At 37.8% G+C, this 25,317-nt stretch carries 23 protein-coding genes; 17 read left to right on the plus strand and 6 right to left on the minus strand.

The genetic code is table 11. The annotated features are described in order from the left end of the window. Nucleotides 1-38: 38 nt before the first annotated feature. The 10 genes from lolA to H4J75_RS09050 all read left to right on the plus strand — a co-directional run bounded on the left by lolA (nt 39) and on the right by H4J75_RS09050 (nt 10,904). Nucleotides 39-731 carry an outer membrane lipoprotein chaperone LolA gene (gene lolA / locus H4J75_RS09005; RefSeq protein ID WP_182221923.1) on the plus strand — a complete coding sequence of 231 codons (693 nt, stop codon included), beginning with the start codon at nt 39-41 and terminating at the stop codon, nt 729-731. Nucleotides 732-777: 46 nt separating this feature from the next. Further along, on the plus strand, nt 778-2,106 hold the full coding sequence (locus tag H4J75_RS09010; RefSeq protein ID WP_182221977.1) for a replication-associated recombination protein A: 1,329 nt from the start codon (nt 778-780) through the stop codon (nt 2,104-2,106). Then, nucleotides 2,099-2,500, plus strand: coding sequence for a fluoride efflux transporter CrcB (gene crcB / locus H4J75_RS09015; protein WP_070373543.1), 402 nt, complete (start codon nt 2,099-2,101; stop codon nt 2,498-2,500). Before H4J75_RS09010 ends, crcB begins: the two co-directional genes overlap by 8 nt. Nucleotides 2,501-2,549: 49 nt before the next feature. Further along, nucleotides 2,550-3,830 (plus strand): serine--tRNA ligase, encoded by a 1,281-nt coding sequence (gene serS, locus H4J75_RS09020; RefSeq protein ID WP_070373544.1) that lies wholly within the window; start codon nt 2,550-2,552, stop codon nt 3,828-3,830. Nucleotides 3,831-3,978: 148 nt separating this feature from the next. Continuing rightward, nucleotides 3,979-4,464, plus strand: coding sequence for a TlpA disulfide reductase family protein (locus H4J75_RS09025; RefSeq protein WP_310733757.1), 486 nt, complete (start codon nt 3,979-3,981; stop codon nt 4,462-4,464). A gap of 73 nt (nt 4,465-4,537) precedes the next feature. Beyond that, a complete protein-coding gene (locus H4J75_RS09030; protein ID WP_182221924.1) occupies nt 4,538-5,665 on the plus strand; it encodes a carboxypeptidase family protein in 1,128 nt (375 codons plus the stop codon). 120 nt (nt 5,666-5,785) lie between these two features. After that, nucleotides 5,786-7,276, plus strand: coding sequence for a sodium:alanine symporter family protein (locus tag H4J75_RS09035; protein ID WP_182215215.1), 1,491 nt, complete (start codon nt 5,786-5,788; stop codon nt 7,274-7,276). Between the two features lie 139 nt (nt 7,277-7,415). After that, nucleotides 7,416-7,742 carry a hypothetical protein gene (locus H4J75_RS09040; protein ID WP_182173780.1) on the plus strand — a complete coding sequence of 109 codons (327 nt, stop codon included), beginning with the start codon at nt 7,416-7,418 and terminating at the stop codon, nt 7,740-7,742. Between the two features lie 49 nt (nt 7,743-7,791). Further along, nucleotides 7,792-8,082, plus strand: coding sequence for a YeaC family protein (locus tag H4J75_RS09045; protein ID WP_070373547.1), 291 nt, complete (start codon nt 7,792-7,794; stop codon nt 8,080-8,082). Then, on the plus strand, nt 8,079-10,904 hold the full coding sequence (locus H4J75_RS09050) for a DUF349 domain-containing protein (RefSeq protein ID WP_182221925.1): 2,826 nt from the start codon (nt 8,079-8,081) through the stop codon (nt 10,902-10,904). The genes H4J75_RS09045 and H4J75_RS09050 overlap by 4 nt, the downstream gene beginning before the upstream one ends. A gap of 371 nt (nt 10,905-11,275) precedes the next feature. On the opposite strand, the gene ansA is transcribed toward H4J75_RS09050, so the two are convergent. Beyond that, nucleotides 11,276-12,286: an asparaginase gene (ansA, locus tag H4J75_RS09055; RefSeq protein ID WP_182215212.1), complete on the minus strand. Its 1,011-nt coding sequence runs from the start codon at nt 12,284-12,286 to the stop codon at nt 11,276-11,278. 120 nt (nt 12,287-12,406) lie between these two features. Beyond that, the gene (gene sppA, locus H4J75_RS09060) at nt 12,407-14,293 is read right to left on the minus strand and encodes a signal peptide peptidase SppA (RefSeq protein ID WP_182221926.1); all 1,887 of its coding nucleotides are present in this window, start codon (nt 14,291-14,293) and stop codon (nt 12,407-12,409) included. Nucleotides 14,294-14,563: 270 nt separating this feature from the next. Here sppA and H4J75_RS09065 point away from each other — a divergent pair, with 270 nt between their 5' ends. Beyond that, the gene (locus H4J75_RS09065) at nt 14,564-15,112 is read left to right on the plus strand and encodes an NAD(P)H nitroreductase (RefSeq protein WP_182221927.1); all 549 of its coding nucleotides are present in this window, start codon (nt 14,564-14,566) and stop codon (nt 15,110-15,112) included. Nucleotides 15,113-15,130: 18 nt separating this feature from the next. Continuing rightward, complete coding sequence (locus tag H4J75_RS09070; RefSeq protein WP_182204314.1) at nt 15,131-15,550, plus strand: N-acetyltransferase; 420 nt, start codon at nt 15,131-15,133, stop codon at nt 15,548-15,550. 66 nt (nt 15,551-15,616) lie between these two features. Here H4J75_RS09070 and asnS read toward each other — a convergent pair whose 3' ends face one another. Beyond that, the gene (gene asnS, locus H4J75_RS09075) at nt 15,617-17,017 is read right to left on the minus strand and encodes an asparagine--tRNA ligase (protein ID WP_182221928.1); all 1,401 of its coding nucleotides are present in this window, start codon (nt 17,015-17,017) and stop codon (nt 15,617-15,619) included. 303 nt (nt 17,018-17,320) lie between these two features. Between asnS and H4J75_RS09080 the strand changes: the two genes are divergently transcribed. Then, complete coding sequence (locus tag H4J75_RS09080) at nt 17,321-17,584, plus strand: hypothetical protein (protein WP_259364644.1); 264 nt, start codon at nt 17,321-17,323, stop codon at nt 17,582-17,584. Between the two features lie 49 nt (nt 17,585-17,633). On the opposite strand, the gene bioA is transcribed toward H4J75_RS09080, so the two are convergent. After that, complete coding sequence (bioA, locus tag H4J75_RS09085) at nt 17,634-18,935, minus strand: adenosylmethionine--8-amino-7-oxononanoate transaminase (RefSeq protein ID WP_182221929.1); 1,302 nt, start codon at nt 18,933-18,935, stop codon at nt 17,634-17,636. A gap of 111 nt (nt 18,936-19,046) precedes the next feature. On the opposite strand from bioA, the gene bioB reads away from it, so the two are divergent. From bioB to bioD, 4 genes are read left to right on the plus strand one after another with little or no spacing between them, the layout of a single operon-like run. Next, nucleotides 19,047-20,093, plus strand: coding sequence for a biotin synthase BioB (gene bioB, locus H4J75_RS09090; RefSeq protein ID WP_070373554.1), 1,047 nt, complete (start codon nt 19,047-19,049; stop codon nt 20,091-20,093). Between the two features lie 35 nt (nt 20,094-20,128). Beyond that, on the plus strand, nt 20,129-21,268 hold the full coding sequence (locus H4J75_RS09095) for an 8-amino-7-oxononanoate synthase (RefSeq protein WP_182221930.1): 1,140 nt from the start codon (nt 20,129-20,131) through the stop codon (nt 21,266-21,268). Beyond that, entirely contained in the window at nt 21,268-22,053 is a 786-nt protein-coding gene (bioC, locus tag H4J75_RS09100; protein ID WP_182215194.1) for a malonyl-ACP O-methyltransferase BioC, read from the plus strand. Before H4J75_RS09095 ends, bioC begins: the two co-directional genes overlap by 1 nt. Continuing rightward, the gene (gene bioD, locus H4J75_RS09105; protein WP_182221931.1) at nt 22,046-22,735 is read left to right on the plus strand and encodes a dethiobiotin synthase; all 690 of its coding nucleotides are present in this window, start codon (nt 22,046-22,048) and stop codon (nt 22,733-22,735) included. Before bioC ends, bioD begins: the two co-directional genes overlap by 8 nt. Before the next feature lie 262 nt (nt 22,736-22,997). Here the strand turns inward: bioD and H4J75_RS09110 are convergent, their stop codons facing one another. Together H4J75_RS09110 and H4J75_RS09115 are read right to left on the minus strand one after the other, a co-directional pair. Next, entirely contained in the window at nt 22,998-23,396 is a 399-nt protein-coding gene (locus tag H4J75_RS09110; RefSeq protein WP_182221932.1) for a type II toxin-antitoxin system HicB family antitoxin, read from the minus strand. A 507-nt stretch (nt 23,397-23,903) separates the two neighbouring features. Continuing rightward, the gene (locus H4J75_RS09115; RefSeq protein ID WP_182221933.1) at nt 23,904-25,307 is read right to left on the minus strand and encodes an alkaline phosphatase; all 1,404 of its coding nucleotides are present in this window, start codon (nt 25,305-25,307) and stop codon (nt 23,904-23,906) included. Between the last annotated feature and the right edge of the window lie 10 nt (nt 25,308-25,317).

Genomic DNA, 25,317 nt, shown 5'->3' on the forward strand with positions numbered 1-25,317 from the left:
TTTCCCGACTTATGTAGTCAAGTTATAAGGATAACTGAATGAATTTTTCCCTAAAAAAAACAGCACTTTTATCATTTTTTTCTGTTGTTGTATTAAGCAGTGAAAGTACCTCCGTTTTTGCTTTGCCGTTCAATGAACCGACCAATGTTATAGAAAAGCCAAGCAACGATGCTCTAATCATTAAAAGTAATTTAATACAAAAATTAGCAAAACTTGAATATTTTACGGCAAATTTTAACCAGCAAGTTCTGGATGCTGAAGGTAATGAGTTACAAAACGCTTTGGGTACTCTAGCGGTTAAAAAACCTAACTTAGTACACTGGAAAACGGCAGAACCAGATGAGTCATTAATCGTTTCAGATGGTGATACCTTATGGTTTTTTGACCCGTTTGTAGAGCAGGTTAGTGCTTATCTTTTAGAAAAAGCGCTACTCAATACCCCCATTTTATTATTAACAAGCAGCGATCCAACACTATGGCAACATTATAGTGTTAGCTCGACGGATGAAAACAATTACCTCATTCATGCCAATGATAATAATGCCCAAGTGAAGACGTTAGAATTACGTTTTAAGAAAAATAGTAATATGCTTACTAGCTTTACTATTTTAGACGCAACAGGGCAGTTAAGCCTGTTTAAGCTTTCACAGTTTGACCAAGTAACTGTTCCCGAAAGTGCACTATTTACCTTTAAAATACCCGAAGGTGTTGAGTTAGATGATCAACGCTAACGACGACGCTAATGGCTCTTTACCTTTAGATTTCGCTGATGAAGGAATGATTGAAACTGACAATGACGATGATCAGTTTCAACCATTAGCGGCCAAACTTCGCCCTAAAACATTAGCCGATTATCAAGGTCAACAACATATCTTATCGCCAGGTATGCCGTTAACGATCGCGATTGAGCAGGGGAAGTGTCATTCTGTTATCTTTTGGGGGCCGCCGGGTACAGGCAAAACCACCTTAGCAGAAATTATCGCTAGTCATGCAAATGCCGAGGTTGAACGCTTATCGGCGGTAACCTCGGGTATTAAAGATATACGTCAAGCAATAGATAATGCTAAGCAACGTTTACTTCGCCATAAAAAACGCACCGTATTATTTGTTGACGAAGTTCACCGTTTTAATAAAGGACAGCAAGACGCTTTTTTGCCTTTTATTGAAGATGGCACCATTATTTTTATTGGCGCGACCACTGAAAATCCCGCTTTTGAACTTAACCAAGCAGTTTTATCACGTGCACGTGTTTATACTTTAAAAAAGTTAACGCGTGATGATCTATCAATTATTTTAACGCGCGCTTGTGAGAATCAGCAAAACAGCAAAAACATTAAGATATCTATTGCCGATAATGCCCAGCAGCAATTATTAACCTTGGCGAATGGCGATGCACGACGTCTATTGAATGTCTTTGAAAACTGCGTTGATATTCTGTCAGGATCCAAAATCACTATTACTTTAGAAACTGTTGTGCAAGTAGCGGGCAATAAAATTGCTTTATACGATAAAGGTGGTGATGCCTTTTATGATTTGATCAGTGCTTTTCATAAATCTGTGCGCGGTAGCTCTCCTGATGCCGCACTTTATTGGTACGCGAGAATATTAGCAGGGGGCGGAGATGCACTTTACGTCGCCCGTCGGCTGTTAGCGATCGCCAGTGAAGACATTGGTAATGCCGACCCCAGAGCAATGCAACTCGCTATTAATGCTTGGGATACTTTTCAGCGTGTCGGACCTAGTGAAGGTGAGCGAGCTATAGCTCAAGCAACTGTATACATGGCTTTAGCACCGAAAAGTAATGCCGTATATATGGCTTTTAACCAGGCCAAAGAGCTTGCTAAAAATACTGCAGAGCTCGACGTCCCCTTTCATTTAAAAAATGCCACCAGTAGTATTACTAAAGAACTCGGTCATGGCAGCGAGTATAGGTACGCTCATAATGAAGATAATGGCTTTGCTGCAGGGGAAAATTATTTTCCTGAATCCTTGCAACATACCTTGCTTTATCAACCAACAGACCGTGGCTTGGAAAAACAGTTAAAAGATAAACAAAATTTTCTCAATGAATTAAATAACCAAAGTAATAATAAACGTTATGACTAATACCATTAGTACCTTTTCATTATATCTATTTGTAGCACTTGGCGGAGCGTGTGGGGCAAGTCTACGCTTTTATTTTTCGCAATTAATATTGAATTGGCTCGGAAAAGGTTTCCCTTTTGCGACATTGGCGGTTAATATTTCCGGTTCATTGATCATGGGCACCTTATATGGTCTTATTGAAAATGGTGTAATTGAAGTAAGTGTCTACCGAACCCTAATAGGTATCGGGTTTCTAGGAGCTTTCACCACATTTTCAACCTTTTCATTGGATACACTTTTGTTAATGCAACAAGGTGAATTCCTAAAAGGCATGATAAATATATTACTTAATGTCAGCTTATGTGTTTTTGCTGCTGGTATTGGGATGTACTTAGTAACTTATGCGACTAAGTAAGCAAAGCTAAAATAAATAAACAACCACTTAACTTGTAGATGTGAATAAAATGCTTGATCCAAAATTATTTAGAAATGATATCGAAGCCACTGCGGCACAATTAGCGAAACGTGGCTTTTCTTTAGATACTGCGTTATTAATCGATCTAGAAGAGCAACGAAAAGCTTTTCAGATCAAAACCCAAGAATTACAAAATCAACGCAATACCCGTTCAAAATCTATTGGCCAAGCTAAAGCGCGTGGAGAAGATATTCAGCCATTATTAGCTGAAGTGAGTCAATTAGGTGCTGATCTAGATGCTGCCAAAATTGAACAAGATGATGTGCTTGCTAAAATTGATGATATTCTTTCGGCGGTACCAAATTTAATCGATCATTCAGTCCCAGACGGGGCAAGTGAAGATGATAATGTTGAAATTAAACGCTGGGGAACACCTCGTGTCTTTGATTTCGAAGTTAAAGATCATGTTGATGTTGGTGCTGGTATTGGCAACGGTTTAGATTTTGAAAGTGGTGCTAAACTTGCGGGAACACGTTTTGCGGTTTTACGTGGCCAAATTGCTAAAATGCACCGTGCGCTTGCACAGTTAATGCTTGATGTTCATACCGAAGAGCATGGTTATCAAGAAATGTACGTGCCTTATTTAGTGAATCAAGATTCACTTTATGGCACAGGACAGTTACCTAAATTTGGTGAAGATTTATTTCACACTGATTTAAGTAATAAAAAATTCTCTTTGATCCCAACGGCTGAAGTCCCTTTAACAAATTTATTAAGAAATGAAATTGTAGAAGAGGCCGAGTTACCTATTAAGATGTGCGCGCATACCCCATGTTTTAGAAGTGAAGCCGGTTCAGGTGGTCGTGATATTCGCGGTCTAATTCGCCAGCATCAGTTTGATAAAGTTGAAATGGTGCAGATTGTTAAGCCAGAAGATTCATTTACCGCGTTAGAAGCCTTAACAGGTCATGCTGAAAAAATTCTTGAAAGATTAGAATTACCTTACCGTACCGTTATTTTATGTACGGGGGATATTGGTTTTAGTGCAACTAAAACATTCGATATCGAAGTATGGTTGCCTGCACAAAATACTTACCGTGAAATCTCTTCTTGTTCTAACATGGGCGACTTTCAAGCTCGCCGCATGCAAGCACGCTTTAGAAGCAGTGAAACGAAGAGACCTGAATTATTGCACACCTTAAATGGCTCTGGCTTAGCGGTTGGTCGTACATTAGTCGCTATTTTAGAAAATTACCAACAAGCTGACGGCAGTGTAAAAATTCCAACAGCATTACAACCTTACATGAATGGTTTAACACAGATAGGCTAACGCTACTTGTTAACCTTCCTCTATTAATAGCAATAAAGATCCAATACCTAGGTATTGGATTTTTTTTGTTTTAATTTGAATTTTTAATCGGGTGATCGGGTCTATAAATATAACTATTTCGTTATTATATTATTTATAAAGGTGAGTTGTGTTGAAGAGTTTATTTATTCAAGCTGTGGTGTTTTTAGCCATCTTTCAAGCACTGACAATGTTCAGAGAATCAGACATGCTATCAACGGGAGAACAGATAACGCCACAAACTGTTTCATTAAAAACGCTCGATGATAAAACCATTGAACTTGCCAATTTTAAGAAAACTACCATTATTTATTTTTTTGCTCCTTGGTGTCAAATATGTCATATCAGTATCAGTAATCTTCAAGAGACATATGAAAAGAACCAACAGATAAATGTTATCGCCATTGCATTAGATTATGTTGATAAAAAAGAGGTCTTTGATTTTTCTAGCCAGCATCAATTAACTTTCCCTATTGCCTTAGGTACAGAGCAAATCAAGCATCAATTCAAGATAGAAGGTTATCCAAGTTATTATGTCATTGATGATAAAAATACCGTTATTGCAAAATCAATGGGCTATTCTTCTGAAATTGGGCTGTTTCTTAGAACACTTTAACGCATATTACTTCTGATCTTTTCATTGTTTGTGTACACTGTGGCTATTCATAATAAAAATAGCAGATCCTGTCATGCAAATTACCTCTAACTTTGATAGTGGAAATATCCGCGTTATTGATGCAAGCCAAGCCGATAATATTCAACTTGAAATTGTTAAAGACAACCAATCTGATTTTTATCAGTGGTTTCATTTTAAACTTAATAATACCGATCGTTGTGAACATACCCTTCATTTAATGAATGCTGGAACTTCTGCTTACACAGAAGGATGGACCGATTATCAAGCAGTGGCTTCCTACGACCGTGAGCATTGGTTTCGTGTACCAACTGAATTTGATGGAGAAAAACTGAGTATTACTTTAACCCCAGAATATGATTCAGTTTATTTTGCTTATTTTGCTCCGTATAGCTACGAACGTCATCAAGACTTACTGCATCAAGCGCAATTAGATATTGATTGCCAGTTGCAAGTTTTAGGACAAACCCTTGATGGACGCGATGTGTCAGTATTAAAAGTTGGAGAAGAAGGTCCCAACAAGAAAGTTATTTGGGTTACTGCTCGTCAACATCCTGGCGAAAGTATGGCTGAATGGTTTATGGAAGGTTTTATTGACCGTTTGCTCGATGAAGACGATGGCGTTGCTCGCTCACTCTTAGACAGTTCGGTGTTTTATTTAGTGCCTAATATGAATCCTGATGGTTCAGTTCGAGGACATTTAAGAACAAATGCTATCGGTACTAATTTAAATCGTGAGTGGTTAGAGCCTTCAATGTCACGTAGTCCAGAAGTTTTCTTGGTGCGTGAGAAAATGTTAGCTACCGGTGTTGACATGTTTCTTGATATTCATGGCGATGAAGCTCTACCGTTTAACTTTGTTGCTGGCTGTGAAGGTGTCCCCGCATATGACGCTAAACATCAAGCCTTAGAAGAAAAATTCAAAGCCATTCTTCTAGCGATAACTCCTGAGTTTCAAGATGACAAAGGATATGATAAAGATGAGCCCGGCCAAGCTAACTTAACTGTGGGTGCTAATTGGGTTGGTAATAACTTCAAATGTTTGTCTTATACCGTAGAAATGCCTTTTAAAGATAATGACTTATTACCAGACCGCAGTGTCGGTTGGTCAGACACGCGTAGTAGCTTATTTGGTCGTGACTTTTTAACGGCTATTTATCATGTTGTTGATGATTTACGCTAAACCTATCTAAAATCAATAATTGAAGTTCGATGATCGTTTAAGTGCTATATCAAGTTGCACTTAAACGATTAGCGTCGAACAACAAATTAAATAATAATAATAATAAATCTGGAGTGTCATGTGGAAGCGATTGTAAATACCATTAACGGCTATATTTGGAGCCCGTACTTAATTTATCTCTGTTTAGGAACGGGGGTCTTTTTCTCTGTTTTAACGCGATTTGCGCAAGTACGTCATTTTAGAGAAATGTTTCGCCTATTGCTTTCGGGTAAAAGCTCAGAAAAGGGTATCTCATCTTTTCAAGCATTAGCGGTGTCTTTATCTGGACGTGTTGGTACTGGTAATATTGCAGGGGTTGCCGCTGCCATTGGTTTTGGTGGACCTGGCGCGGTATTTTGGATGTGGGTGGTTGCCTTTTTAGGCGCAGCAACGGCTTATATCGAATCAACTAATGCTCAAATTTATAAAGAAGAAGAGGACGGTCAGTACCGTGGTGGCCCAGCTTACTACATTGAAAAAGCCTTAGGTCAAAAATGGTATGCTTGGATATTTGCTTTATCAACTATTCTTGCCTGTGGTGTTTTATTACCTGTTGTGCAATCAAACGGCATCGGTGATGCTATGGTCAATGTGTTTGGCGCCGGTGGTTCAGTTAGCTCTTTTATGGGCGACTTACCTTTAACGAAAGTATATACCGCGGTATTTATTGTTTTATTACTTGGTTTTATCATTTTTGGTGGTGTTAAGCGTATTGCTAACTTTACCCAAATTGTGGTGCCTTTTATGGCGCTTGCTTACATTATCATTGCGTGTACTATCATAGCATTGCATATTGATCAGCTACCTGGTGTCTTTATGCTAATTATTACCGATGCTTTTACGCCAATGGCGGGGTTTGGTGCAGCAATTGGTTGGGGTGTTAAACGCGGAGTTTATTCAAATGAAGCCGGACAAGGTACTGGACCACATGCTGCTGCTGCTGCAGAAGTTGAACATCCAGCGCAACAAGGATTAGTGCAAGCCTTCTCAGTTTATATTGACACCTTATTTGTTTGTTCTGCTACTGCGTTTATGATCTTAATCACACAGTCGTATAATGTTATGCCAGAAGGCGCGACTAGTTTTGTTGTTAGTAACTTAGCCAGTGACGTTGTTATTAGTGGTCCTGCTTTTACGCAAATTGCGGTCGATAGTGTTTTAACCGGTTTTGGTAAACCCTTTATTGCTATTGCTTTGTTTTTCTTTGCCTTTACAACGGTACTAGCTTATTACTTTATCGCGGAAAATAATGTTTCTTATATTAATAAAACAATTAAAATGCCGGCACTTAGATTCCTCCTTAAAGTGGTGCTAATGTCAGCAGTCTTTTATGGGACAGTTGCAGAACCGAGTGCCGCCTGGAGTCTTGGTGATATTGGTGTTGGGTTAATGGCTTGGTTGAATATTTTTGCACTTATCGCCATCTTCTTTATGGCTAAGCCCGCGATTAAAGCACTAAAAGATTATGAACGTCAGCAGAAACTAGGGGTGACAAAATTTACCTTTGACCCTAAAAAGCTTGGTATTGAAAAAGCTAAATTCTGGGAAGATCGTTTTAATAAAAACAAGTAATTTTATTTATAATTGATTTACTTTTATTAATTTGCAATAAAAGTAAAATTACTTTAAAAAACGTCCAATAGGACGTTTTTTTTTGCTTAAATTTAGGTAGAATATTAACACTAATTATTTTATGGAGCGTTATCTTCCTATGGCTGTAATTAATTGCCCAAACTGTAAGAAAAAGATATCTGACAAAGCGAAGTCTTGCTCTCATTGTGAAATCGATTTGACCAAAGTTGATGCCAGTCAAATAGCATCAATGAAAAAATTGAGCAAAATAGATCAATCCCAAAAACTGATGAATCACTCATTTATCGCTATGTTACTTTTTTGTGGTGGTTTTCTATTTTTGTATTGGCAAGACGCACAGCAGGGCACATGGCAATATTTTATAAGTATTGGTGCGGCAGTGGTTGGCTTTATTTGGTATATTGCAACTCGCATTCGTTTGCTGATGCTTAAATACCGAAATTAACATTAACTTTTCTCGTAAGAATTAAGAAACAAAGGCTGTAAATATAACAATGGATATTATTTCATTAGTAGACGATATGTCAGAAGAAATGTACTTGCGCTTAAAGTGTGCCGCTGAAACGGGCAAATGGCCAGAGGGAACTATAGTTGATACAGCACAAAAAACATCAGCGCTGCAAATTACCATGGCTTATCAATCAAGACATTTAAATTCAGATCAAATCTTAAGCGTTGGCGCAGATGGACTTATCGTAGATAAAACTAAACGCCAGTTGAAAAGCGAGTTCGCTGATCTTAAAAACAACCCAGACAATAATATTGCAAGGTTTTCCGATTTATGATTTTTTCTAAATTTTTCAAAGCAAAATGGCAAAGTAAAGAACACAATGTTCGGTTAACGGCAATCAGTGAAGATTTATTACTTAGCAATCCCGATGACTTAGTTATATTAACAAATCTTGCACAAACAGACCCTAACGAATTAGTGCGCCGCGCTGCTCTCATTAAAATGGCTGACTTTACTGTTTGGCATAGAAACAGTATCGACAACGATAATAAAAAAGTCCGTGAATATTGTCTTAAGCAAGTAGAAAAGATTCTGCTTGGCCAGCACGAAATAACGATCAGTAATCAAGACAAATTAATCTTATTGAAAAGCATTGATAAGTTACCGTCATTGGAACTATGGTTACAAAATGAAACACAAGCCGATGTTGTTATCGCTTTATTTGAAAAAATTAATAAACCATCGTTAACCCATTCAATATTTACCCATAAGCAAGATGAAGTCGTACAAGCTTATTTACTCAAACAAGTATTGCCTCTTGATGTACTAGATAAATTACTTAAAAAATCATGTAATGAAAAAATAAAAACTAATATTGAGCAACAGTTACAACATTTACACGAGTTGGCAGAACAACCTGACAAAATTAAAAAAGGTGTTCAGTTAGTTTTAGCAAAGTTACTTGCTTTGAAAGAGGTCAATGATTATCTGCAACTCAAAGAAAAACAAGCTGAATTAGAAACGCAGTGGCAAAACTATTATCAAGATTTCTCTTGTCTCTCTTCGCCGGAAGCTCAGAACTTTACAGAAAAGTATAAAATAATTAATAGCCAACTCATTAAACATTTTTCTCCGTTACATGAAGCCCATCAACAAGAAATCATTGCTGAAAAATTAGTGGCAGACAAACGTTTGGCTAATGAGCATTTTAATAGTGCTCTTAATGAAATGAGTAAAAAGCTTACCACAACAATTTTTGAAAGTGGTGATCTTGATGAAGCTGAGTATCAAGATAAACTTGAACAATTACGTGGAGAAATAACCTCTTCAATATTAAACAGTAAAGAACAACAACACTTTATTGCTTTAGTAAAAGCCCAAGCAAAAAAACTGGCTCAATTGCCTGAGATTGCACAATCGGTGAGTGATGCAACCCATCTAATTTCAAAAATATCACAAGTAGCTTTACCTAAAAACATTGAAGAATTGAATCTTCGTAAACCTCTGTTCGATCAGTGGTTACAAGAATGGAAAACTGTTGAGCTAAAAGCGGCGGGGGTATTACCACAATCTATTGTTGACGCCTTTAAAGAAATAAGACAACAATGGCAGCAAGGCCTAAAATCGTTAATTAAAGAACAAGGCTTACTTTTATCACAATGCCAGAAAAAAGTTGCTGATGTAAAGCGCTTAATAATGACAGGTAAGTACAATGCGGCTTTTGGTGTTTTCAAAAAAGCTAAAAAACATTTTGATGGTTTATCCGAAGAGCAAAAGTCACGAGTTCAACGTGACTTTGATGATATAGCAGATAAAATAGCCGAGTTAAGTGATTTAGAGCAATCTATTGCTACGCCTAGAAAACAGCAGTTACTTGTGGATATTAAGTTACTCGTTGATCAGCCAATTGATAACCCCAATGAGCAAGCAGCAAAAGTTAAACAATTTCGTGTTACGTGGAATTCACTTGGACATGCTGAAGAGTCAATTGAAAAAGAGTTAAATTATCAATTCAACGCACTTTGCGAACAAGCTTTTGCTCCATGTCGGTTATTTTATGCAGAACAAGAAAAGTTACGTGAACTACATCTTGAATCTCGCCAGCAACTTATTAGTAAAGCCCAAAGTTTTGCCGACGACTTTTCTGCAAAACTCAATGAAGGCATTGATAATGAAGCCATCGATTGGAAGTTTACTGATGCAACACTCAATAAATTAATACAGCAATGGCAAAACGCGGGGCAGGTTGATAAAACTAAATTCAACTTACTTAGTCAATCGTTTACGGCGAGCTTACAACCCGTTAAAGCTGAATTAAGAAATTATCATCAACGTAACAGTGATAGCAAAAACCTATTGATCGCTCAAGTTACTCAAGCATTGAACGACGATGACGTTTTCTCTGCAATTGAGAGTGTTAAAAAACTGCAAACACAATGGCAAGCCATTGGCTACAGCGGTCAACGTGAAGAGAATCAGCTTTGGCAAAAATTTAGAAAAGTGAATGACCAGCTATTTTCAAAGCGTGATGAAGCTAAGTTGCTTGAACAATCGAACCGTGAAAATCAACAAATTGAATTATCACAACAATTACAAAGCTATCAGCAACAACTAGTCGCGGATATATCAGAAACAGCATTATTAAGCTTACAAGTAAGTATTGAAGAATTACGAGTAAAAATTACCAGTCAACGTCCGGTAATAAGAAGTGCCGTAACCTTAGCTGAAAAATTACTTGCGCAAATATCTCAACGACTCATGCAAATGACAGAAAACAAAAAGGCCAAGACTTGGCAACTTGTTTTCGATTGCTTAGAAAGTTTAGCTACTAATAAACCGGAAACGGCAGCAGATTTTTCTGAAACACTGGTAGATTTACCCAATGTTTGGCAGAAACGTTTACAAGAGTGTTATCAAAACAGCAAACTGATTGACCGAAGTAACAAAACCCTTGAACTCGAAATTTTGGCAAGTAAAGAGTCGCCTGCAGAATTTAAAGCCGAGCGGATGCAAGTACAGGTACAATTATTACAAAATCAAATGTTGTCAGGGCAATCTATCGATTTAACTAAATCGCTTATTGAATGGTTAAAATTAGGGGCGTTATCTGCAAATGATTTACCATTACTGGCCAGAGTTAAACCTATTTACTGTTAAGGTAACTTAAGTTTTATATGAGTTGAATGTGAGTTTATTTCATTAATTATACTTAACAATACCCCAAAGCCACTGATTATTTAGTGGCTTTTTCTTTTCTGGTGTTTACTAAATATTGCCAGTTTTTTAAGGAGAGTAAAAGCGGGCTACTATTATATTTAATGTTGATTTTATCCCGATCACTGGTAACGCGTAACTATTTATTTAAAGGATAATCCTTGTAAATCGACGGGTATAAGTACCGGTATTGTTCTAAGTTGTTGATTTTAAGTGCTTTATATTCTTTGCTTTGGCTAGGGGTGATATGGCAGTATAGGAGAGATAAATAAGGCTGCCATGTTTCTTAATCATAGCAACCAGAGCGTAATGGTTTAATGAGTCGTGAGTTCACCACGGAGATTTTCTTGTAAAAGACGACAAATTTCAGCTTGAGGTAATTCTTTACTGAGTAAGTAATGTAGTTTAGTTAATGTTGCTTCTAGCGTCATATCACCACCACCGACAACACCACATTTACTTAATGCGACGCCCGTTGCATAACCTTCCATATTCACAGTCCCTTTTATACATTGGCTACAATTTACCACCACAATTCCTTGATGATAAGCTTGCGTTAAACAAGCAAGTAACTGTTCATCTTGTGGCGCATTACCGACGCCATAACTGCGAATAATTAACGCTTTTACCGGTTGCTTGATAATATTGGCGACTAATTCACTAGAAATCCCTGGGTACAAATGAACAACACCTATCGGTTGTGGTGTTATTTGTGCGACCGAGAATGGTTGGGTAACAGCAACGTTGAGTTTACCTTCAAGGAGCTTAATATTAATTCCAGCTTCTAGAAGTGGCGACATATTGGGGGAATCAAAAGCGTTAAAACCATCAGCGTAGGCTTTAATGCAACGGTTACCCCGGTATAATTTATTATTAAAATATAAGCCCACTTCATTGATGGGGTAGTTTGCCGCAATATAAAGTGAATTTAACAGATTTACTTGTCCGTCTGAGCGTAATTGGCTTAACGGAATTTGTGAGCCGGTAACAATGACAGGTTTAGATAAGTTTTCAAACATAAACGAAAGCGCAGAGCTGGTATAAGCCATGGTATCTGTACCATGAAGAACAACAAAGCCATCATAATTATCGTAATTAGCTTTTATATCATCGGCAATACGTTGCCAATCTTGCGGCGTCATGTTTGATGAATCAATTAATGGTGAATATTCATTAATGGTAAAGTCAGGCATCTCTTGTCGATGAAAATCAGGCGTACCATTAATTGACTCGGTTAAATGTCCTTTTACCGGAACACAACCTTGGCCGCTGTTTTTCATGCCGATGGTACCGCCAGTGTAGGCGATATAAATGCGTTTTTTCATACTGTTACCTTAGAATTATTACTGTCTTGTCGTTTGGTCTGATAATCACGTGCGCTTGTTAAATATTGTTCTCTATTCACTTCCATGTGAATATAACAAAGCGATTTAGGTCACTGCGAACTAATTAATTTCACAGGTCATACATAAGGAGTAAACCCCTTGCGGATCATTAAGTATGTTGAGGTGAGATAGCTGTGCTTTCATTTCTAAAAATAATTTATCCGTATTACTTAGAGTCATTATTTCAGTTTCAGGAAAGAAAGTCTTTGCTTGACCTAATAATCCTTGCAGGAAAAGATCTTTTTGCGTTTGTTCTATTTCAATCAATAAGGTTTCAAACGTTGCTAACTCGGCTAATTCTGCTGCTGCATTAATAGCGGTCGTTAAGTTGCCTAACTCATCAACAAGCCCTAACTCTTTCGCTTTTGCACCTGACCAGACACGTCCTTGGGCTATACTATCAACTTGCTCAAGGCTCATATTTCTATTTTCGGCGACAAGGCCAATGAAGTCTTGATAGCCTCTATTAATATTTAATTGAAATACTCTTGCCATGCCATCAGTCAGTGGGCGGGTTACACCAAATCCGGCTATATCAGTGGTACCAACGCCATCAGTGTAAACACCTAGTTTGCTTAATGAATTCTCAAAGGTCATGAAAAATCCATAAATACCAATTGAGCCGGTGATCGTTGCTGGAGAAGCTATTATTTTATCAGCAGGTGCCGATATCCAATAGCCCCCAGAAGCGGCATAAGTTCCCATTGAAGCAACAACAGGTTTTCCTGCTAACTTGATCAGTTCAATTTCTTGACGAATAATTTCAGAGGCATAAGCACTTCCACCCGGGCTATCGACACGAAGAACTACCGCTTTCACCTTATTGTTTAAACGCGCTTCTCTTAATAGTGATGCTGTACTATCCCCGCCAATGGTTCCTGGCTTTTGGCGACCATCTAAAATAGTCCCCTTAGCAACAATAACGGCGACTTTATCGGTATTTGGGTTAACCATTGGATACATAGGTTTAGTGGCAGACAAATAATGTTTGAAACTAATATGATTATAGCTATCACCGGCTGAATTTTTTCCAACAAGTTTAATCAAAGACAGCTTCATCTCTTGACGATTTTTTAACGCGTCAACCCAAAGATTATCTAAAGCATACTGCGCAATATTACCATCAGCTTGCTCAAGTTTTGCCACTAAAACATCAGCATTTTCATCAAAGTTATCAATCGAAAATTTTCGGTTGCTTGCGACATCACTTTTATATTGTGACCATAAATCAGTTAACCATAATTTGTTGGCTTCTTTAGCCGCCGCTGACATATCGTCGCGCATGTATGGTTCTACAGCAGATTTATAGGTACCGACTCGAAATATATGTTGGCTAATAGAGAGCTTATCTAATGCAGATTTAAAATAAAGTTGATAACGGCCATAACCGTCAAGTAACAACCAACCACGAGGGTTGAGCCATACTTCATCAGCAGAGCTTGCCAAGTAATATTGGTCTTGAGAATATTGATCGCCAACAGCAATTATTTTTTTACCAGCAGCTTTAAACGTCTCTAAAGCTTGGGCAATGTCTTGTAATTTACTTAAACCCGTGCTGTTAAGTCCTTGAAGCTGTAATACGATCATTTCTATACGGCTGTCATTTTTTGCTCTTTCAATGACATTCAATAAGTCGCTAAGTAAAACTTCTGGGTTTTTTTCTTTTTCTTCTAAGGCTTCTGATATTAAAGCATCCATCGGGTCAATCGCATTCTTTTGTTCAACAATATCTCCAGTAAGATTTAACACTAAGGCTGTATTGTTAGGAACAACGATCTTGTCATCATCGCTGCCAAGTGCCGCGATAAATAAAAATAAAACCAGAAAAAAAACAACATTAATAATTATTTTTCTAAATGAATTTAATAAACTAAAAAATTTTAAAGTAACTCGTTTTAAAGCACTTTGCTTTACAGGAGCATTAGGTAACGATGTGGGTTCTGTCATAATATCCGGCACAGTTAGTATGTAATTGTAATTACTGGCTATGCTACTTAATTATTGATCACTTATGTAGTCTGATTAGTAAATAAATGTGTTATTAGCGAACTTTTTTCATTATATGTTACGCCTTTGATTTTTTGTGCAGGTCTGTTGACCCGTATTGATTATTATCTATGTTGTTTATTAAACAAGATGTAGGGATCCGCGTGCACTTTGAAGGATAACGGGTATATAATCCTTAGTATTGAAACTACCCATGAGTCTTTATAATTAATGAATGCCAAAGAATTATTATTAAAACGACAATCTAATCCTAGGTTAATATCACCAGCCCCTGTTGCTAGCGATGTTGAATTTATATTGAACGCTGGAATGCGTGTTCCTGATCACGGTTGTTTATCACCATGGTTTTTTACCCTTGTTAAAGAACAAGGGTTAGATAAGTTAAGCCAGATATTTGAAGATGTCGCTAAAGTTCATCAGTTTACTGAAGCTAAAATACAAAAAGCCAAAAATATGCCGTATCGTGCACCGTTAATTATCGTTGTTAGCACGCGGTATCAAGCGCACGACAAAGTGCCTAAATTTGAACAAGCAATCGCAGCAGGTTGTTGTGCCCATGCTATGCAAATGGCTGCCTTTAGTTTAGGTTATGGCGCTGTGTGGCGAACGGGTGACTTTAGCTACGATCCTTCAGTAAAACGTGGTTTAGGAATAGACCAAGACAATGATATTATTGGATTTATTTACATAGGCACCGCCGAAAACGATCGTCCTATTAAACCCGCTAAAAGCTTAACGTCTCATGTTTCATATTTGTAAAATAAAGGGGGGGGAGCGATGAATATTGAAATTTTGGATGCGCCTGAGCAAGCACTAATAGATTTTTTAGATAAAAAAATTGCAGATTTCAATTGGGCTCACTGGGAAGTAAGCGAACGAAAGCCATTAGCTATTCAAATAAAGGACGAACTAGGTAACATTATTGCTGGTTCATCCGCACGCACCTTTGGTAATTGGCTGTTAATTAATACGCTGTGGGTTGACGAGTCACTTCGTGGTAAAAAAATGGGTGTTAAAATATTAGCACAACTTGAAACTGCAGCAGTGGCGAGGGGATGTACGTTAAGTATGCTTGATACTCTGAACTTTCAAGCAATGCCGTTTTATGAAAAGCAAGGTTATCAAACAAAATGGGTACAAGAAAATTATCCAAAAACAGGCTGTAAATATTTTATGGTAAAAGAACTTACTGAGTAAACCAGATATTTCACCCATAAAAAAACCTCAATAATGAGGTTTTTTTATGGGATTATTATTCTTAGCCTAGAACGCAGCGTTGTTTGGGGTTCTTGGGAAAGGAATTACGTCACGAACGTTTTGCATACCGGTAGCATAAGCCACTAAACGTTCAAAACCTAAACCAAAACCTGAATGAGGAACAGTGCCGTAACGACGTAAATCGCGATACCAACTGTAATCATCTTGGTTTAAATTCATTTCGGCTAAACGCGCATCAAGTACATCAAGACGTTCTTCACGTTGGCTACCACCAATGATTTCGCCAATGCCTGGTGCTAAGATATCCATAGCAGCAACGGTTTTGCCATCATCATTTAAGCGCATGTAAAATGATTTAATATCTTTAGGGTAATTTTGTAACACGACTGGGCCATTAAAATGTTCTTCGGCTAAGTAACGCTCGTGCTCTGAATTAAGATCAACACCCCAAGACACTTTGTTTTCAAATTTCTTATCACAATTTTCTAATATTGTAATAGCGTCAGTGTAATCTAAACGGACAAAATCATTATTAATAACAGAATTCATACGGTCAATAACTGTTTTATCAATGCGTTGTTGGAAGAAATTCATGTCATCACTACGTTCATCAAGCACAGCTTGGAAGACATATTTCAGCATTTCTTCTGCGAGGTCAGCAGCATCAGACAAATCAGCGAAAGCGATTTCTGGTTCAATCATCCAAAATTCTGCAAGATGACGTGTTGTGTTAGAATTTTCAGCACGGAAGGTCGGTCCAAAAGTATAAACTTTTGAAAGGGCACATGCATAAGTCTCAACGTTCAATTGACCTGAAACGGTTAAGAAAGTTTCTTTACCAAAAAAATCTTTAGCGTAGTCAACATTACCTTTATCGGTGCGAGGTAAGTTTTCCATATCAAGCGTACTAACACGGAACATTTCGCCAGCGCCTTCACAATCTGAGCCAGTAATTAACGGCGTGCTGATCCAAAAGTAACCTTTACTGTGTAAAAAGCGATGTACCGCTTGAGCTAACGTATTACGAACACGAGCAACAGCTCCGCCCATATTAGTACGAGCACGAAGATGTGCTTGCTCTCGTAAAAATTCAATGCTGTGACGTTTTGCTGCCATAGGATAGGTATCAGGATCATCAACCAAACCAAGTATCTCTACTTTAGTTGCTTGAATTTCAAAAGATTGGCCTTGGCCCGGAGACTCAACCAAAATACCGGTGACTTTAACTGAAGCACCCGTAGTCAATTTTAATATTTCTGATTGATAATTATCGAGATCACTGGGTGCGATAGCTTGAATCGCATCAAAACATGATCCATCATGAACCGCTAGGAATGAAATACCTGCTTTAGAATCACGGCGAGTGCGGATCCATCCGTGTACTGTAACTGCTTCACTTACTGGGTACTTACCAGCAAGTACATCAGTGATTGAGATAACTGACATTATCAACCTCTTTTCTTTATTTAATTATTGTCATAGATTTTGTCGGTGCACAGACCCAGTGTAGAATACTGAATTTATTTGCACTAACTTTAAGGTGTGATATGTTACCTTTACTGCGGTGTTTAACAAGTAAAAGTTGCTGATCCGGTCTATATAAAAACAAAAAACAGTAATATTGACTTTAGAGGGTTTGAATCAATGATATTGGGATTAAAAAACAGGCGACATTCAACAGATTTTTGGGTTCTCTTAAGCCGAACTTTGGCATTAAGCGGATGGATATTATTCATTTTTGCTATTGTTATGTCTTATTATGCTGCACCAGAGCAAGATTATGGTTTATTGCGCTTTAGAAATATCGAAATAAGGCAATTTTGGTTAACGCCATTAACGGGCTATTTATATATCGTGCTTTGGGTAAGTGCACTTTGTAGTTACCTTTGTTTGGTTGTCGATCACTATCGCACTAGAAGAGAACAAGACAGTAAGCATTTTAATATCGTTCTGCTACTAACGATAACGGTTGCTTGGGTCATCTATATATTAGTGAAACTTAACTTGGCGTAAGATTATTAATAATTCTACGCCGTTTTACCTAACAGCAAATCTGTGTCGGTTAATCTTCAAAACACTGCTGCTCATCGAGTACCGTGCTTATCGCCTTAACAAGTTTCGCTAAAGCCCGTTCATCACTAATAAAGGGCGGCATAATATAAATAAGCTTGCCAAACGGTCTGATCCAGACACCCAATTCAACAAATCTTTTTTGTATCTTTGCCATATTAACCGCAACCCTTGTTTCTACCACACCTATACCCCCTAAGACGCGGGCATTTTTTACTCTTGAATGTTGATTTAACACTAATAAGTGTCGCGTTAAATAATCTTCAATAAAACTCACTTGCTGTTGCCATTCTCCTGTTGCCAAAAGCTCTAGACTTGCATTTGCTACCGCACAAGCCAGCGGATTAGCCATAAACGTTGGGCCGTGCATAAAACATCCGGCTTCTCCATCACTGATGGTCTTTGCAATTTCTTGCGTACACAAAGTTGCTGCCAGGGTCATATAACCGCCGGTCAGGGTTTTTCCTAAACACATAATGTCAGGACTTATATCCGCCCAATGACAAGCAAACAATTTTCCTGTACGGCCTAAACCCGTAGCAATTTCATCAACAATAAATAACACCTGATATTGGGTACATAAGGCGCGACAAGCTTTTAAATACTCAGGATGATAAAAGCGCATACCACCAGCACCTTGGACAATAGGTTCAATAATAAAGGCGGCAATATCATTATGGTGTTGTGAAAATAAGGCTTTTAAGGGCGCTAACTCAGCGTTATCCCAAGGTTGATAAAAATCACACTGTGGCGCAGGAGCGAAAATGTTTTTCATTAATACACTTTCAAAAATTTGGTGCATACCATTAACAGGATCGCATACCGACATTGCGGCAAAAGTATCACCATGATAACCATTTTTAACGGTCAATAATTTATGCTTCTCACTTTTGCCCTGACTGTGCCAATACTGTAATGACATTTTTATGGCAACTTCTACCGATACAGAGCCAGAGTCTGATAAAAAAACTTTTTGTAGCGGCTCTGGTGTGATCTCAATGAGCTTCTTACACAAGTTAATAGCGGGTTCATGCGTTAGGCCCCCAAACATAACATGTGCCATCTTTTGTGTTTGATCAACAAGCGCCTGATTTAACTTTGGATGATTGTAGCCGTGTAAAACAGACCACCAGGACGACATACCATCAACAAGTTCTTCACCCGTAGCTAACTTTATATAAACGCCCTTGGCCGATTCAACTAAGTATGAGGGCAGAGGGTTTGACATCGATGTGTAGGGATGCCAAACATGTTTCTTATCAAAATCGATTAAATCTGTGTGTTTTTTATTCATATGTAAAGCTTGCAATGTTTTTTATGTTGACAATTAATGACTGGCGTATAGATTACCTGCTAATATTTAGCGATGCAATTTCACATTTACATTTTACAGTAAAGGTTTCACATGTCACAAACGAATATACCTCGTCATGATTGGTCAATAGCAGAAGTGGAAGCATTGTTTGCTCGACCTTTTAGTGACCTTATGTTTCAAGCTCAAACCGTTCATCGTGAACACTTTAATCCTAATGAAGTACAAGTTAGTACCTTATTGTCAATCAAAACAGGTGCTTGTCCTGAAGATTGTAAATATTGCTCGCAAAGTGCACGCTATAATACTGATGTTCAAAAAGAACGTTTGATGGAAGTTGAAAAAGTATTAGAAGCAGCAAAGGTAGCGAAAGACCAAGGGTCAACGCGTTTTTGTATGGGGGCAGGTTGGAGAAATCCAAAAGCTCGTGATATGCCCTTTGTGTTAGAGATGGTCAAAGGTGTTAAAGCACTTGGCTTAGAAACCTGTATGACATTAGGCATGATTAACGGAGGTCAAGCCGATGAATTACAAGAAGCTGGGTTAGATTATTATAACCACAACTTAGATACTTCTCCTGAACATTATAACTCTATTATTACCACACGCAGCTATCAAGACCGATTAGATACACTGCAAAACGTCCGTGATTCTGGAATGAAAGTTTGTAGTGGTGGTATTGTTGGTTTAGGCGAAAATGCTCAAGACAGAGCGTCATTTTTAGCACAATTGGCTAACTTACCTAAACACCCTGAAAGTGTTCCAATTAATATGCTGGTAAAAATTGCCGGAACACCACTCGCAGATGTTGACGATTTAGAAGCTTTTGATTTTGTTCGTTGTATAGCGGTTGCACGTATTATGATGCCTAAAAGCCATGTGCGTTTATCAGCTGGGCGCGATGCAATGAACGAACAAATGCAAGCAATGTGTTTCTTAGCCGGTGCCAACTCAATATTCTACGGTTGTAAGTTGTTAACAACAGGCAACCCTGAAGCCAATAAAGATATGCAGTTATTTGCAAAATTGGGCATTAACACTGAAACAGTGGCCACCGATGATATTGAGACTGAGCAAAAAATAACGACTGCCGTTGTCAATCAGCAAAATAAAGAACTTTTTTACGACGCTGCGCTTTAACGTTTATTTACTGATCAAGAGCCAAGCTGAAATTTATGTCTTTTAACTTTATTGCTGAGCAAGTCGCTCAGCAAAAAGAAAAATCACAATATCGCCAACGCCAATGTATAAGCGAGCAAAATGGCCGAGAGGTGGTTGTTGCAGGAAAACGCTATTTAAATTTTTCTTCTAATGATTATCTCGGCTTAAATCATCACCCTTCAATAAATAAAGCCTGGCAAGAAGGTGTCGATAAATACGGCAGTTGCGCAAGTGCTTCCAGTTTAATTACCGGTTTTCATTATGCACACCAAGCTTTAGAAGATGAAGTTTGTCAGTGGTTAAATAAACCACGGTGCTTACTTTATAGCAGTGGTTTTGCAGCTAATTCCGGTGTATTACAAGCCTTGGGTAAAAAAGACTGCCAATTTTTTCTAGACAAGTTAAGTCACGCCTCTTTAATTGATGGTGCTCTGGCTAGTGAAGCTTCAGTGAAGCGATATTTACACAATAATCATCAGCAACTTGAACAATATTTAGCGAAAAGTCCTGTTGACAATAAACTGATTATTTCTGAAGGTATTTTTAGCATGGATGGCGATCGCGCAGACGTTAGCCAGTTAATTATGATTGCTCAGCAGCAACAAGCTATGCTTTACATGGATGATGCACACAGTATTGGAATTATTGGTCATGCCGGTCAGGGCAGTAGTAGCTTTGGTCAGGTCGATATAGTAATGGCAACTTTTGGCAAAGCTTTAGCCACTAGTGGTGCATTTATCGCTTGTGATGAAGATGTTTATGATTACTTAGTCAATTTTTCTCGTCATTATATTTATTCAACCGCAATTTCCCCCGCCGTTGCTTGGGCGACAAAAACTAGTATCAAGCTTGCTCAAAAAGAGACTTGGCGCAGAGATAATATTTTTGAATTGAGCGCGCTTTTATCAAATAAACTTGATAGTCAAATAACAATAATTCCGTCATCCTCTTCTATTCACGCTATTGTTATTGGCAGCGAAAAAAGAACACTAGAAATATGTCAACATTTGAAAAACAGAGGTATTTGGCTAACCGCGATACGCCCACCAACGGTTGCTAAAAACAGCTCGAGGTTACGCGTTACCATTACAGCTAACCATAAAGAATGCGATATCAATTACTTAGCTAATTGTTTGAATGAGGTTTTACGTTAATGCCTGAAGTGTTAAACAGAATTAAAATAGCTAAGTCATTTGGCTTAGCGAGTCAGTCGTATGATATTTCATCTCGATTACAACGCTATACGGGTAAGCACTTAATGTCTTTATTACCCAACCGTTCAGATCTAACTGTCGTCGACTTAGGCTCAGGTACCGGTTTTTTTACTGACATTCTTGCCAGTAAATTTCAACAAACTATTGGCGTTGATATCTCCGCTAAAATGCTGTCTTTTGCTCAAGAAAACCGCAGTAAGGAAATCTGCTGGTTAGAAGCTGATGCGTATTACCTGCCTTTTAAAGCCAACACAATTGATGTTATTTATTCTAATTTGGTTATTCAGTGGTGTGATCCACTCGATGATATTATTGAAGAAATTTTACGCGTGCTCAAACCAGGAGGATTGTTTATATTTTCCACCTTACTCGATGGCACATTACATGAGTTAAAATCATCTTGGGCACAAGTCGATGATGAACAGCACGTGATTGACTTTAAAACAGATGCAAACCTAAAAGCTATTTTTGATAAGGCCTCATGTAAATTACTTGAACAAAAAACTCAAGACTTAGTATTAGAATATCAAAATGTTATACATCTAGCGCGAGAGTTGAAAGGGCTAGGCGCAAACCATGTCCCTAAACAGCAAGGCAAGGGTTTAGCGGGTAAAGATAAATGGCAAAAGATGACTAATTGCTATCAAGACTTTCAAGAGCCTAGTGGTATTTATCCGGCGACTTATAAGGTGTATTCTGCAATTATGGTAAAATTAAATGCTTAAAATTTTTATTACTGCCACAGATACTGATGCTGGAAAAACCTATTTTGCGCAAATACTCACCGCAGCCTTAGTTAAAAAAGATTATCAAGTTGCTGTATTTAAACCTATATCTGCAGGGTGTGAGCTTAAGCATACAGCGCAGGGTGAAATACTGGTCAATGAAGATGCACAATTATTGTTGCAGCAAGCAAACTGTGGACAAGGTATTAGTGAAATTAACCCTATTGCATTTGAACCGGCAATAGCGCCACACATCGCCGCTAATTTAATGAATGTTGACATTAAACTCGCTGATATAAATGCGGGTTACGAGCGAATTATTACTAGGGCTTGCGATATTGTTATCACTGAAGGTGCAGGGGGATGGCGACTACCTTTAGGTAAAGGTAGGTTTTTATCTGAGTTCGTACAGCAGACAAAACAGCAGGTAATATTGGTGGTGAATATGAAACTAGGGTGTTTAAATCATGCGGTTCTCACCTATGAAGCGATAGTTGCCGATGGTCTTGATTGTATTGGTTGGGTAGCAAACTGCGTTGAGCCAATGAATTATCTCGCTGAAAATATAGCTGAACTCAAAACACTTATTCCAATTCCAATGATTGCTCAACTCGGTTTTGAAACAAATATCAATAAAGCCAGTTCAAACGTTAATGTATCGTCGATAACGGCACGGCTTTAGCGACCAGTTTTATTTTAAATTATAGATAGAACAAGCAATAAGTGAGTGCCTTAACTGATTTATTGCTTGGTTTATTAATAGATAATTATCAGGCTTTTATCCTTACGAAAAAAGTCTAACGATAAAAGACTATTATGAATTTAATGCACTCCCTTTAACAATCCTCACAACTAATCTTGCAGTGTTTATCACCATGAACCTTGTTAAGTCTTACTCTTTCTTATTTTTCCATAATTTATAAATAATAATTCAGGGAAAACTCTTATTTATTTAACTCACTGATACACGCGCTTGCGATAAAGCCGGAACGTGTTTTATAAGTGGAAGACTTACTGACTCGGTTATCAATTTGTTTAATCAACAACTCCGGTAAGGTGACATTGATTTTATGACTTTTCCCTAAATAGGGTGTTATATCGATATCAAGAATACACCAAATAACATTTGGATAGGCTGTCAGATGATTTTCAATCGTTGTAGCGTGTGGGATGGCTTCACCATATTCGGCCAATATAGAAAGATGTGCAGCGATGCTGTCATTAATATTGTTTAAAGAGACATCAATACTCTCACCATTACCTACACAACCGGGTAAGTCAGGGACGTATGTTTTGTAGCTTTCAACGCCAATTATTTTCTTTAATGCGATAGGGTATTTCATTGTTTTTGCCTCTTTAATTAACGCCCTTAAGTGTAACTCCAGCAACCCCGGATAGCAATAGCATGACAACCCTGATAACTCCTTGCTTAGTTATTTGATAACCCCGGTAACCCCTTGATTAGCCGCAAGGGTAACTCTAATAACCCTGCACGTGTTGCGAAGTGAATGGTCACTTAGCACTAGACTCTTTATAAATAATAAAAGTAATAACGAGTTAAACTTTATCGTTATAGATAGGCAAGAATGCTTTAACGAAGCTAATACAGGGGGGTTGGGGTTACTTTGATTAAGTTGTTTGAGGGAGATTAACAAACAACAAAGGATTTTTAGCGACTCTTTCTAGCTGAGTTATTCACATAAAATAAGGTAGCAATGGCATGGATAAACGTTTAATCAATAAAATATTTATTGATGAGATAAAGAGGTTTTATAGCAGGGAGTGTAGTTTTTGAACACAAAAAAAACGGCTAATTTTCATTAGCCGTTGTTATATTATTAACGTGGAGGTTACTTTTTACCGAGTAATAAAAATATTTGTTTAGCTACGTCGGTATTATCAACCTTGCCCTTTAAGACTTCACTGCTTTTACCTAGTGTATGTAAAGGAACATCAATTGCGGTGTGGCCGCCTGATGTCCAGCCAGTGTTTGTTCTAATATCTATAATGTTTTTAATTGCACTTGATATGATGTTATTCATGGTGGGCTCTTTAGTCTTTAGTTTTTCTTGTTCATCAAGTGATTTGTAAGTAGCAATTTCCTCAACTGCAAATATTTTCGCCGCTTCAATTTGTTCAACTTCGTTATTTGTTACATCGAAGTTAAGCAATTTACTTAATTCTTGTTGTGTTATTTGGCTGTTAGCTAACTGTTTAGCTATTGTGCTTGGCGAACTTTTCATTGTGCGTAAAACTTCAGGGTGCCACTCATACTTGCCACGTGCACCAACGGTTAAACCACCCGTACTATGATCAGCTGTTAATATAACTAACGTATCAGGGTTTTGTTTTACGTACTCTTCTAAGTACTCCATCGTTTTAGCTAAATCTGACATTTCAGCCATCGCCGTTGCTATATCATTAGAGTGACCAGCCCAATCTACTTGACTAGCTTCAACGAGCATAAAATAACCTTTACTATTTTCTAGTTGTTTAATTGCAACTTTAGTCATGGCGGATAAACGATATGGGTCACTATCATCTAAGGCTGACGGTAAACCAGTATCATCAAAAAGACCAATAACAGGCATATCTGCTTTAAGCGTGTTTAAGGCGTTGTAGTTATCAATATACTGAAATCCTGACGCTTTAAATTCTTCAATTAAATTTCTATCTTCACGTATAAAGTATTTCCAGCCTCCCCCAAAATAGACATCTGCTTTTATACCGTTATCTATATAGCTATCGGCAATAGCATTATAATTATTTCTGCTTTCATTATGTGTTAAATATCCAGCAGGGGTCGCATGATTTATTTGTGATGTTACGACAACACCTGTTTTTTTGCCTTGTTTTCTGGCAAATTCAAGTACAGTTTCAACGCTATTTTTATTCACGTCTAAAGCAATTGCGCCGTTGTAAGTTTTATAACCCGTGGCAAGTGCAGTAGCACCAGCGGCGGAATCAGTGACAACACCAGAAACACTTGCCGGATAAGTACTAGCTGAGCCAACAAGTAAACGGTCAAATACTGTTTCTTCTACAATGTCAGTTGTTGGGTCGTCGTTAAAGTATCGGTACGATGTTGTATAAGCGGGACCCATGCCATCAGCTATCACCATAATGATATTTTTTGGTGAAGGAATATTCTTAGCAGTCTCTGTATTTAAAAGCATTGCTGTTGAGTCATTATCAATCGTTTGACAGGCTGTTAATGCAAGTATAATGCTAACAGCAGATAGGAGTTTTTTCATTTTTATCTTC

The organism is Colwellia sp. BRX10-1 (assembly GCF_014077545.1).
In the GTDB taxonomy this organism is placed as follows: domain Bacteria; phylum Pseudomonadota; class Gammaproteobacteria; order Enterobacterales; family Alteromonadaceae; genus Colwellia_A.

What these genes read in the sequence shown, in the direction of transcription:
- lolA (WP_182221923.1), top strand. Translation starts at nt 39, where the DNA reads ATGAATTTTTCCCTAAAAAAAACAGCACTTTTATCATTTTTTTCTGTT.
- H4J75_RS09010 (WP_182221977.1), top strand. Translation starts at nt 778, where the DNA reads ATGATTGAAACTGACAATGACGATGATCAGTTTCAACCATTAGCGGCC.
- crcB (WP_070373543.1), top strand. Translation starts at nt 2,099, where the DNA reads ATGACTAATACCATTAGTACCTTTTCATTATATCTATTTGTAGCACTT.
- serS (WP_070373544.1), top strand. Translation starts at nt 2,550, where the DNA reads ATGCTTGATCCAAAATTATTTAGAAATGATATCGAAGCCACTGCGGCA.
- H4J75_RS09030 (WP_182221924.1), top strand. Translation starts at nt 4,538, where the DNA reads ATGCAAATTACCTCTAACTTTGATAGTGGAAATATCCGCGTTATTGAT.
- H4J75_RS09040 (WP_182173780.1), top strand. Translation starts at nt 7,416, where the DNA reads ATGGCTGTAATTAATTGCCCAAACTGTAAGAAAAAGATATCTGACAAA.
- H4J75_RS09045 (WP_070373547.1), top strand. Translation starts at nt 7,792, where the DNA reads ATGGATATTATTTCATTAGTAGACGATATGTCAGAAGAAATGTACTTG.
- H4J75_RS09050 (WP_182221925.1), top strand. Translation starts at nt 8,079, where the DNA reads ATGATTTTTTCTAAATTTTTCAAAGCAAAATGGCAAAGTAAAGAACAC.
- ansA (WP_182215212.1), bottom strand. Translation starts at nt 12,286, where the DNA reads ATGAAAAAACGCATTTATATCGCCTACACTGGCGGTACCATCGGCATG.
- sppA (WP_182221926.1), bottom strand. Translation starts at nt 14,293, where the DNA reads ATGACAGAACCCACATCGTTACCTAATGCTCCTGTAAAGCAAAGTGCT.
- H4J75_RS09065 (WP_182221927.1), top strand. Translation starts at nt 14,564, where the DNA reads ATGAATGCCAAAGAATTATTATTAAAACGACAATCTAATCCTAGGTTA.
- H4J75_RS09070 (WP_182204314.1), top strand. Translation starts at nt 15,131, where the DNA reads ATGAATATTGAAATTTTGGATGCGCCTGAGCAAGCACTAATAGATTTT.
- asnS (WP_182221928.1), bottom strand. Translation starts at nt 17,017, where the DNA reads ATGTCAGTTATCTCAATCACTGATGTACTTGCTGGTAAGTACCCAGTA.
- H4J75_RS09080 (WP_259364644.1), top strand. Translation starts at nt 17,321, where the DNA reads ATGTCTTATTATGCTGCACCAGAGCAAGATTATGGTTTATTGCGCTTT.
- bioA (WP_182221929.1), bottom strand. Translation starts at nt 18,935, where the DNA reads ATGAATAAAAAACACACAGATTTAATCGATTTTGATAAGAAACATGTT.
- bioB (WP_070373554.1), top strand. Translation starts at nt 19,047, where the DNA reads ATGTCACAAACGAATATACCTCGTCATGATTGGTCAATAGCAGAAGTG.
- H4J75_RS09095 (WP_182221930.1), top strand. Translation starts at nt 20,129, where the DNA reads ATGTCTTTTAACTTTATTGCTGAGCAAGTCGCTCAGCAAAAAGAAAAA.
- bioC (WP_182215194.1), top strand. Translation starts at nt 21,268, where the DNA reads ATGCCTGAAGTGTTAAACAGAATTAAAATAGCTAAGTCATTTGGCTTA.
- bioD (WP_182221931.1), top strand. Translation starts at nt 22,046, where the DNA reads ATGCTTAAAATTTTTATTACTGCCACAGATACTGATGCTGGAAAAACC.
- H4J75_RS09110 (WP_182221932.1), bottom strand. Translation starts at nt 23,396, where the DNA reads ATGAAATACCCTATCGCATTAAAGAAAATAATTGGCGTTGAAAGCTAC.
- H4J75_RS09115 (WP_182221933.1), bottom strand. Translation starts at nt 25,307, where the DNA reads ATGAAAAAACTCCTATCTGCTGTTAGCATTATACTTGCATTAACAGCC.